At 32.8% G+C, this 9891-nt stretch carries 3 protein-coding genes; all 3 read right to left on the bottom strand.

The window, feature by feature from the left end:
- Positions 1–223: 223 nt before the first annotated feature.
- Positions 224–6736, bottom strand: coding sequence for a S8 family serine peptidase (locus ACLUJM_RS08215; RefSeq protein WP_412412612.1), 6513 nt, complete (start codon positions 6734–6736; stop codon positions 224–226).
- A gap of 424 nt (positions 6737–7160) precedes the next feature.
- Positions 7161–7985 carry an ADP-ribosylglycohydrolase family protein gene (locus ACLUJM_RS08210; RefSeq protein ID WP_294685524.1) on the bottom strand — a complete coding sequence of 275 codons (825 nt, stop codon included), beginning with the start codon at positions 7983–7985 and terminating at the stop codon, positions 7161–7163.
- 84 nt (positions 7986–8069) lie between these two features.
- A complete protein-coding gene (locus ACLUJM_RS08205; RefSeq protein WP_412412611.1) occupies positions 8070–9863 on the bottom strand; it encodes an oleate hydratase in 1794 nt (597 codons plus the stop codon).
- Positions 9864–9891: the final 28 nt, after the last annotated feature.

Below are 9891 nucleotides of genomic sequence, written 5' to 3'. Positions count from 1 at the left end.
GATCTTGTACTGTTTCTGGTTGATACTCTTCGATTAACATCTTAGATATTTTGTTGAGTCTTGTTTCTGGTCTTTTTCTTGGAATTTTAAAATCCTCCTGATTATTATTATATCAGGAGGATTCTATACACAAACTATTTCACAGTCTCTGTTAAGAGTTGATACGCAAATTATCTCACACTCTTTTAATCTTAAAAACTAAAACTTTTGTATTGCTATACTATTATTTCTCTTCGTTTTTGTCTTTTTTCTTAAATCCAAAGAATGCACCTGCTACTGACATAAATCCTGCTGCCGACATCATTAAGATTTCGCTAATATTCCCAGCTTTTGGTAATATATGCTGATTTTTTCTAATCGCATTACCTTTAATATTTCTGCTTTTATCAATTTTATTAGGTGAATTTGTTTTGTCAGTAGTCTTGTTGATTTCAACTGTTGTAACGGAGTCTTTTTCATTTGTTTCAGAGCTATTTTTTTTATCATCAGAAATTTTAACTTCAGTATCATTAGCTAAATCCGATTGATTTGAATTATCGTCACTTGATACGTCTGTTGAATCTTCTGTTTCTTTTGGTTGGCAAGTATTTTCTTGAGACGTTTCCTTTTTCTTATTAATATCGAATGTAGGTTTGTTTTCTTCTTGTTCTTTTACCTTAATTTTCTTAAAAGTTGGCTTTATTGTTGTTTCTTTTGTTACGAACAAAACATAACCTGATTCTTTTTTGTCCTTTACTCCTGAAATTTCCCAGCCATCAAATTGATATCCTTCTGCTACTTCTCCATTATAAGCTGGAAGAACGAAATCTTCACCTTTTACTAGTTCATTTTCCTTATTATCTATAGTAAGCTTGACTTTTTCTGGCTTGATAAGCTCTACCGTTCCAGTATTTTTGTCTAAGTTAAATTCTTTTACTGTAGTATTTCTTGCAAAGTCTTTTACTACAAATTTGATTTTTAATTCACTATCTTTGATGTCTTTAATATCATCTAGTGATTTGTATTCTTTTCCATTTACATAGATGTGTTGTTCTTGTATTTCTCCATCTTTGTTATTATCTCTTTTATCAAATATGTTAAATTTAATAAATTTATTTTTTGCATATTCAATAGATATATTACCATCTTCGCTCATCTCAACTGTAGGTTTTACATTATCATATAAGAATTGATAGTGAACTCCTACCGCCTTTGCGTTCATTGAAGAATAACCTGTTTTTAAGAATACATTTCCGTCCATATCTTTAACTTCATCTGGGAATCCATTTGCCTTATAATCTTTCATTCCCCAATCCATGATATCCCCATCTTTTACATCAAGTTTTATATTAAAGTCTCTTGTATTGTCAATGTGTAAATCACCATATATTAAATAATTATCTACAACTGACTCATTAACTCTCATTTCCCAGTTAAATCCACCTTTATCAGAAATTTTTCCTTTTAGATAAAATTCTGGATTTCTTACGTAAATCTTATTAGATTTAGAAGGATTAAAGTAATTTTTATCCATTGATAGATTCACAGGCTTTGTATCGATAAATAGCATTGCACCGTCTTCTTTAATGGCTTCAACGTTTGATTTATCATCTCCGATATATTCCTTGCCATCTTTGCCAAGAAGAACTAGTTTAGAAGGATCATCTACAAGCTTTCCATCCTTATCTATAGCCTCTCCCTTATCATTAGTTTTGAATTTGAATACTTGGTATCTAACTATATTAAAACCATCCAATGCTGACATAAGAACCGATTGAGCGCTTCTTCCATCTTGAATATTTCTACTATCACAGTAGATTGTTTTTTGTGATAGGACCTTGATGTTAGGGGCAGTCTTTTGGATTTTTTCTATATCTGCCTTGCTATAAACTCCATTGCCATCGAGCATGTCAGTTTTTCCTGGGTTAAATGTAGTAACTCTTAGGGCATATCCCTTTCTTACAATCATATTATCATTTAATATATATTGACCCTTTTCTTGATCGAAGAACATCTTGTTTGTATCCATCTTGCTTGGATCTTGTGGTTTTTGTTTTGTAAGCTCACCTTCACCTAGTTCGATAATATTTCCGTAGCTTGAAGCATATGGTGAAGCTTCCTCTGCTTCATCCTTCTTTTCTGGCATCCTTATTATAGTTTTAGCTTTTGTTTGATCCTTATCTTTTACGATAATGTTCATATCTCCTGTAAAGGATAGACCATCGACTACATCATTTGTGTTTGCAAATAAGTCAAAGGTTAGAGCTTTTGTTTGTGGGTCGTATTTACTTGCCTTAATTTCTATTAATTTAAAGTCATTACCATAGTAAGCCTTAGCATCTTTTGATACATTACTTACTCTTCCAAGAATTTCAAAATGACCATCCTTAGATGGGCTTAATACTCCACCAAGCTTTGATTTAACATCATCAAGTTTCTCAGTTTCATATTCTAGAGCACTTCCATCTTCATAGGCTTTTATATTTCCATTTTCATCATATTGATAATCAAGTTCTACTGTTCTTTTTCCACCATTTACATAGTCGTCTTCTTGCTTGTATTTCTTTTTAACTAGTTTCTTTAGGTCTTTATCTTCAAAGCCTCTAACAGTAGAGATTTCTTTGTTTAACTCTAGATTTGAAGGTCCCTCTATAGGATTTTCCTCAACAGTATCTTTCTTTTCTTCTGCCTTATTTGAAGCTTCTGGACTTTGAGCATTTTTAAGTTTTTCTTCAGAAATTTCACCTAGTTTTTTGTAAGAAGAAGCATCTGTCTCAGGATCTACTAGGTAATAAGAAATCATTCCTTTTGCGTCAGCTTTATTATCAAATTTAATCCTATGGATTTTTGTGAAGTTGCTTGCACCATCTAGGGCGATTACTTCTATGATTTTTCCTCTTAAATCTCCAGCTCCTTTAATTTCGTAGATAGTATTTCCTTTTTCATCAAGCTTTCTGTGTCTTCCTTCGCCTTCTCCTGCATATTTAACATCAAGGTTTCTTTCAACATCACCATTCTCGTCAACTATAGCTGCACCTGCATACCATACTTCGTTGGCTACTTCTTCAAATTTATCTGGATGGTTTTTTTGATCTCTTACAAACAAGGTTTCGTTTTTATACTTATCTTTTACCTTGTGGTAGGTATCTTTTGCTATTAATTTGATTTTGTCTGGATTAGAGAAATCAACATCAACAATTGTTGGAGCTGTATTGTCAATTTTTACTGGTATATAAGAAACTTGCCATGGATAATCCTTGGTTAATCTATATTTGAACTTGTAGAAGTATTGACCCTCAGCTATTGGTTCAAATTGACCCCTAAGTTTTGTTTCCAAGTCTTGGTTATTATTATCATCATTAGCGCCTTCTTCTCTTCCTCTTGGGTTGTAGATTAATCCATCCCATTTTAAATCTCCCATAACTTTTAGCTTAGAAGATTTTATACCCTTAGCGTCATTTCTCTTAGAGTTTAAGATACCTCTAATAAAATGCTCTTTAGTTATTACTTTAAGATCTTTTTGACCTTCTCCTTCTTTATCGGTATTTACGATTGATATTTGTCCTTCTTTTGCACTTCTTAGAACAAGTGGTGAAGGGGTTAGCCCTCTTTCTATTTGTACTTCTTGATTTTGTCCTTTAGAATCGAGTGGGTAAACTCTTGCTACTTTTGAGCCGCTATTAGATGCATCAGTTAATCCTTGGTTGTTATTTAATGCAAATAAGTCAGGGTCTTGATCAAGTGATTTTGTATTTCCATCTTTTCTGTTTTGGATAACGGCAGCTGGATTGAATTTATCGATGTCGTGTTCTCCACCTATACCCTTATTCAAGGTTCCAGGTATTTTTGGTTTACCATCGTCATCATAACCTTCCATTGTCTTTGATTTTGAACCTTCTTCCCAAGCCCACTTGTCAAGGATTGGCTCCTTGTTCCAATTTCCAGCAAAGCCCATAAGTGGCATTGATAGAGATGGTTGAAAAACTGTCTTGTTTCCCTTACCGCACATTGCCTCAACTTCTTCTTTAGATTCAAATCTAATGAAGGATTCTACAAATTTATTTTTATCTTTAGCATCTCCGACATCTATTACAGCATTTAAGTCAAAACTTGAATTTGGTTTTATGGTAAATGTATCGTATTCGAATGTTATCTTTGCTCCATTAATTACTTCAGGATGGATTTCTGGAACAATTTGTTTTCCATCTTGAGATTTTTCATCCTTGTAAGTTTCATCAAGTTTTAGTCTATTGGTTAAGGAATCTGTTGTGATTGCAGATGATGAAGCTTTAAATGTTAGAGGTCTATCTGATGTATTAATTAATTTAATTGTGAAATATTTTTTATCTCCCTTAATTTCTTTAAGTGAAATAGATCCATATGAATTTACCAAACCTTCAGAGTCTAAATTCTTAAAGCTAGCTATAACGTCATTTCTTAGTGCATTAGCTACGTTAATAAGACCTGCGCCTTGTTGTCTTGGTGAAGCATAATATAGTGATTTCTCCTTCCAACCTGTTGGATCCATCATAGGTCTTGCTGTGTTTTGTAAGGCAATCTTTGTAAGAGTAGTTAAGTCGATTTTATCGTCACCTGTTAGGTTTTTTAAGACAGGTTTTGCGAGCATCTCTTTTAGTTTTGGTCTAATCAATACTGTTGATGCTGCAACTACTGGTGTTGCCATACTTGTTCCTGACATATAACCATAAGTTGACTTGCCGTCAATTACATTTAGAGTTGATTTGATGTTCTTTCCTGGTGCTGATACATCTGGCTTTAGGAGGAGGTCAACCCTTGGACCCCAAGATGTAGAAGCTGCTGGAACTATTACTTCTTCCTTGTAAAGTTCCTTATCTGTATCAGGAGCAAAGTTAAAGGCTAGCTCTTTCTCATCACCAAGCTTTGGACGGTTTTTGTTGAAGCTTTCCATGTCAATTGGATAGTATTGGTCAAGCTTATCTTTGAAGTCTTCCTTTTTATTTCTTTTAACCTCTGTTTTATTTGTTGGATTAATCATATTCCAAATCTTTAGACCATCATCACCTGATACTGAAAATACTTGACAAGTTGTTCCTTCATCTTCTTCGTAACCCATGGCTGGAAGCTCTGTCCAGTTATCTCTGTTGTAGTAGTTAACTGTATTTACAACCATGATTGCACGAGCACCCTTATCGGCAGCTTTTTTAAAGGCATATTTTAAATCTTTGGTATAGATTCTATCCATAACGGCAATTTTGCCTTTAAGATTAAGACCAACTAGATCTTCATCTTGACCCTTGCCTATATAAACAAATTTTACTTTGTCAGATAGCTTGCTTCCGTCTTCATTTCTAATAATCTTATCCTTATCGAAGAAGGTACCGATATTTCTATACTTAAAGCTTTCTCCACCAATATTGACCTTGTCAAACTCTACTATTTGATTTTTAGCTGATGCGACCGCGATAGCATCTTCATGTGCAGCAGTTCTAGTTACATTGCCTGTATCAATCATCTTTAGTTGGTTATTTGCTGCCAAGTCCCATGATGAGCTTGATGCAGCTGTTGCGTAGTTTCCAGTTGCTACAACCATAGGAATGCCGGCTTTTCTCAAAGCTCTAACAGCCTGCCAATATTTTTCTCCTACTAGTCCTGTTCCTGTAAAACCTGATGATACAGATACTACATCGACCTTATGCTTGATTGCATCTTCAATAGCATGAAACATCGTTTCATCACCGGCAAATCCATCACCTGAATCAGAATACATCTTATAAGAAAATATTTGAGCGTTTGGAGCAATCCCGTCAATACCATTATAATTAGCTATGTCCTCATCAGTATCATTTCCAGCAAGAATTCCTGCTATATGCATACCGTGTGGATCATGATAATCTGAACCATCATCATATTTTTCGACAGTGATTTTACCACCATTATAATAGTTAAAAGCGTGAGGTATTTTATCACTCAACCAAAAGTACTTGTCAGTTCCTTGTAAATCATCTTTCTTATATTTCATCGATGATTTCGCATCTTCGTCAATTCTCATGGCTTTGTGTCTGTAATCAGTTCCAGTATCAATATTTGCAATTACCATTCCTCTACCATCAAAGTTTTTGCCAAATTGAGCATTGATTGCTTTTAGGTAATCTATGGATTCATCAACTCCTATTTCCTTTCGAGCATTGTTCATCATCGGTTGAATTTTTTGTGATTTTTCGACTGATGAAATGCCTTCAATAAGTTTAATTTTGTCCAAATTATCTCGATTTGTTTCTATAGCACAACCATTGAAAATCGTATTATAAGTATACAAAACTTTAGTATTTTTAAAATTAGATAGTTCTTTAATTGCTTTCTGACCATCCTCCTTATTCCTAAATTCAGCTATGTATACAACTCTATCCTCTTCTTTTTTAGAAATGTTTAGAATTTCATCTGCTTTATGCAATTCATTTCCTTTTGATACTTCTTTGTTTGAATATTTGTTATCGGAAGTATTTTTATTATCAATTACAGAATCCTCTTTAATATCTTCTTTGGTAATTACTGATAACTTTTCATCGTTTGTATTGTTCGAATTTTCTTTATTGACTTTTAACGTCTCATTCGTAAGCGTATTTTCATCCTGCTTATATTCTATAGATTTTTTCTTATCAATAATATTTTGAGTATCTTCAGTTTTTGCAAAAACTGTATCACTGCACATAAATGAAACTGATGAAACTGATAAAGCTGCAACAAGAGTTGCCTTTATAATATCCTTTTTTTTCATAAATCCTCCTAGATTAAAAAATATTAATTTTATTCATGGTATAAATTGCAAATATCGATATTGAATCCCATTTTCAAAAATTACGTTCTAAATTTTACTACTTTTTTTTTATTTAGTCAACATTTATAAGAGCTCTAATATAATTATTTTTTTAACTTTATATACATAAAATGCATAATAAAAGTATATTAATAATTTTAAAAACAGAGATTTCATTAATAATTATAATATAAAAACCTTTATCATTTTTCTAAATATGCATTTAAAATAAATAATGTATTTATAGTTATGCTTTAAGTATAACTTTTTATGTATTTTTTTACATATTAAAATCCTCCTGATTATTGTCTTATCAGGAGGATTTCTCATACAAAAACTATTTCACAGTCTCAAATAAATACATTCAACTAATTTATATTTTATTTCAATCATCATTCACATTTCCGTCGCACAAATACTTTATAAATTCATCTAATACGTTTCTTGTCCTTTCATCTAAAATAGCTATCCATCTTTCGGGAATTGTAGAATATCCATGAATTGATCCACTGATACTTCCTGCAATTGCCGCTATCGTGTCAGAATCTCCCCCGTGATTTACAGCATTTATAATACAATCTTCAACGGAATTTTCTTTTGCCCAATGAATCGCATTATTAAAAGTGTTCACGATATATCCCGATGGTTTGAGAAGTTGTTTATCTTCAAGTTCATGAGTTTTTCCATTGATGTTATCGCGTATGATTTGTGTGTATTCTCGTAAAATTTCATCACACATTTCGTTATTGTGAGTGAGTCTTCCTTGTTTTATGTTCAGTTCTTCTGAGTTTTCGTTATCTAATAATGCACATGGAAGCGCTCTCATCAAGCTTCCGTTTCCAAGTGCTGTTTCATCTTCTTCAATAAAAATTTCGTATTGAATGTAGTGTTCGATAGCAGATCTACATTGATTGCCAATACCTCTGGGATGAGTATTGTACCAATCGACAAATAGTTTCATAGTATTTTTTTCAAAATTATCACTATCATTTTCCATCAAAGAATTCATAACACAAATACTCATATCAGTATCATCAGTGCATTCTCCTGGATTCAAATCAAGCCAACCACCTCCGACAATATCTGTAACCTTACCGTGTTTTTCAGAGATTTCCTCTTCTGTCATAAATTCCGTCGTAGCTCCCATGCTATCACCTATCGCAAATGCATACAACGCTCCTTTGATTCTGTCTTTGTAATCAGAGTTCATTTTTTCATCCCCTTTTGTATATTTTATTACAAATTAAAACAAAAAAATATCCCCAGAAAATAAATTCCAGGGATATTAACAAATCTAAATCAAATTATTTTCTTTTAACATTAATTCGATATCAGTGTCTTCTATTTTCTTTCCAATACTATGAGTTAACAATTTTGGAATTGGTAGGTCAGGTTTTTCGTAATCATTAAGTGCACTAACTGCATTTAATAAATATCTCAAATCGTATCTTGAAGCGTAAACTTCTGGAATTCCCTTTTCAACATGACACAATGCATATACAGCTTCCATTGCTGTTCTTCCAGAATATTCTGTAGTAAATACAGTATCTCTGCCAGGTTTGTCCAGTGTTTCTGCAAATTGTCCAAGGAATGCAAAGTTCACAGCTCCTTTAGGAACAACGTAAGGTCTGTCGCCAAATTCACGAGGTTCAAAATGACTTGTAATATATGGCATCATTACAGGAATTGCTGAACAATCTTGCGATAATTGATCGATTTCTGCTTCAGGAACACCTATATGATACAACCATTCTTTTGTGATTTCTTTTCCTGTACAATCTCTCATAGGTTTTTTGATATAATTTCCGTCTTTGTCAGTAAATAATCCGTAAACCCAAACGCAAATATCTTCTTTTGGTTGACCAACATATTGTGGTTGTCTGTTAATTGTCCAACTCATCAACCAATTTGAATCCTTAACAGTTACGATACCACCTGTAACTACTTTTCCTGTGTAAGGATTTCTCTTAGTAATATTTTCGATATAGTCGATAACTTTACCACCATGAACAGTTACTGTACAAGATTCCCAGTTAGTTCTTTCAACATTTTTACAGAATTTGTCAGGTTTACCGAATTCATCTGATTTTAATGCTATATTCCTCCATAAATCCCAGCTTCCGCCAAGATCAGCACTCAAAGTTGCTGCAGTCTCATCGTCACCGTAGCTTGATGATTCAGTCATTGATCCATTAGTTATAAATACCAAATCATTTTCAGTTAAATCAATTGATTTGTCTTCAGCTTTACTTGATTCCATTACCAATTTTGTAGCAACTTTCTTATCAGCAGTTATATCAAAATCAACATCTTTTACAGTGATTCCGTATTCAAATTTAACACCTTTTTCTTCTAACCATTTAACTATCGGTTTAACGATAGATTCGTATTGGTCGTATTGAGTAAATTGAAGAGCTGAAAGTGTAGGAAGTCCTCCAACATGGTGGATAAATCTGTTCAAATACAATTTCATTTCCAAAGCACTATTCCAGTTTTGGAACGCAAACATTGATCTCCACAAAATCCAGAAATCACTATTTAAAGTTTCTTCTGAGAAAACTTCATCAATTTGTTTGTTTTGTAAGTTTTCATCTTTTGTAATTGTAAGCTCTGCAATTTCCTTCAAAGCTTTGTCTGATAAGTTGAATTTTTCTTCATCATATCTTTTACCATTTTCATGAGTTATACGACATTTACTGAAATTTGGATCGTCTAAGTTAGTGTAGAAGAAATGATCTAGTATTGATTCCTCTGGATTTTCAGATGATGGAACCGCACTGTACAAGTCCCACAAAATTTCAAAATGGTGACCCATTTCTCTACCACCTCTGGCAACATATCCTCTGTGTTCAGCCTTAAATTCTCCATCCAAACTTCCACCAGGCAATTCTAATTGTTCAATAAAAGTAATATTTTCGCCTTTCATGTGAGCATCTTTTACTAAAAATCCACCCGCAGCCAATGCAGCAATACCAGTACCTATAATGTAGGCTTTTTTATCATCTATATCTTTTGGCTTTCTTGCGTGAACTAAAGAGTGATAATTTCCATTAACAAACTTTACTCTTTCATCATAACTATTATTCATTAAATAACATCTCCTTTTATTTATAAGA

Origin of the sequence: Finegoldia sp. (assembly GCF_046991905.1) — a bacterium.
Taxonomy (GTDB): Bacteria; Bacillota; Clostridia; order Tissierellales; family Peptoniphilaceae; genus Finegoldia.
The sequence above is the reverse complement of the archived record's forward strand: the minus strand, read 5'-3'. Positions and strand labels throughout refer to the sequence as shown.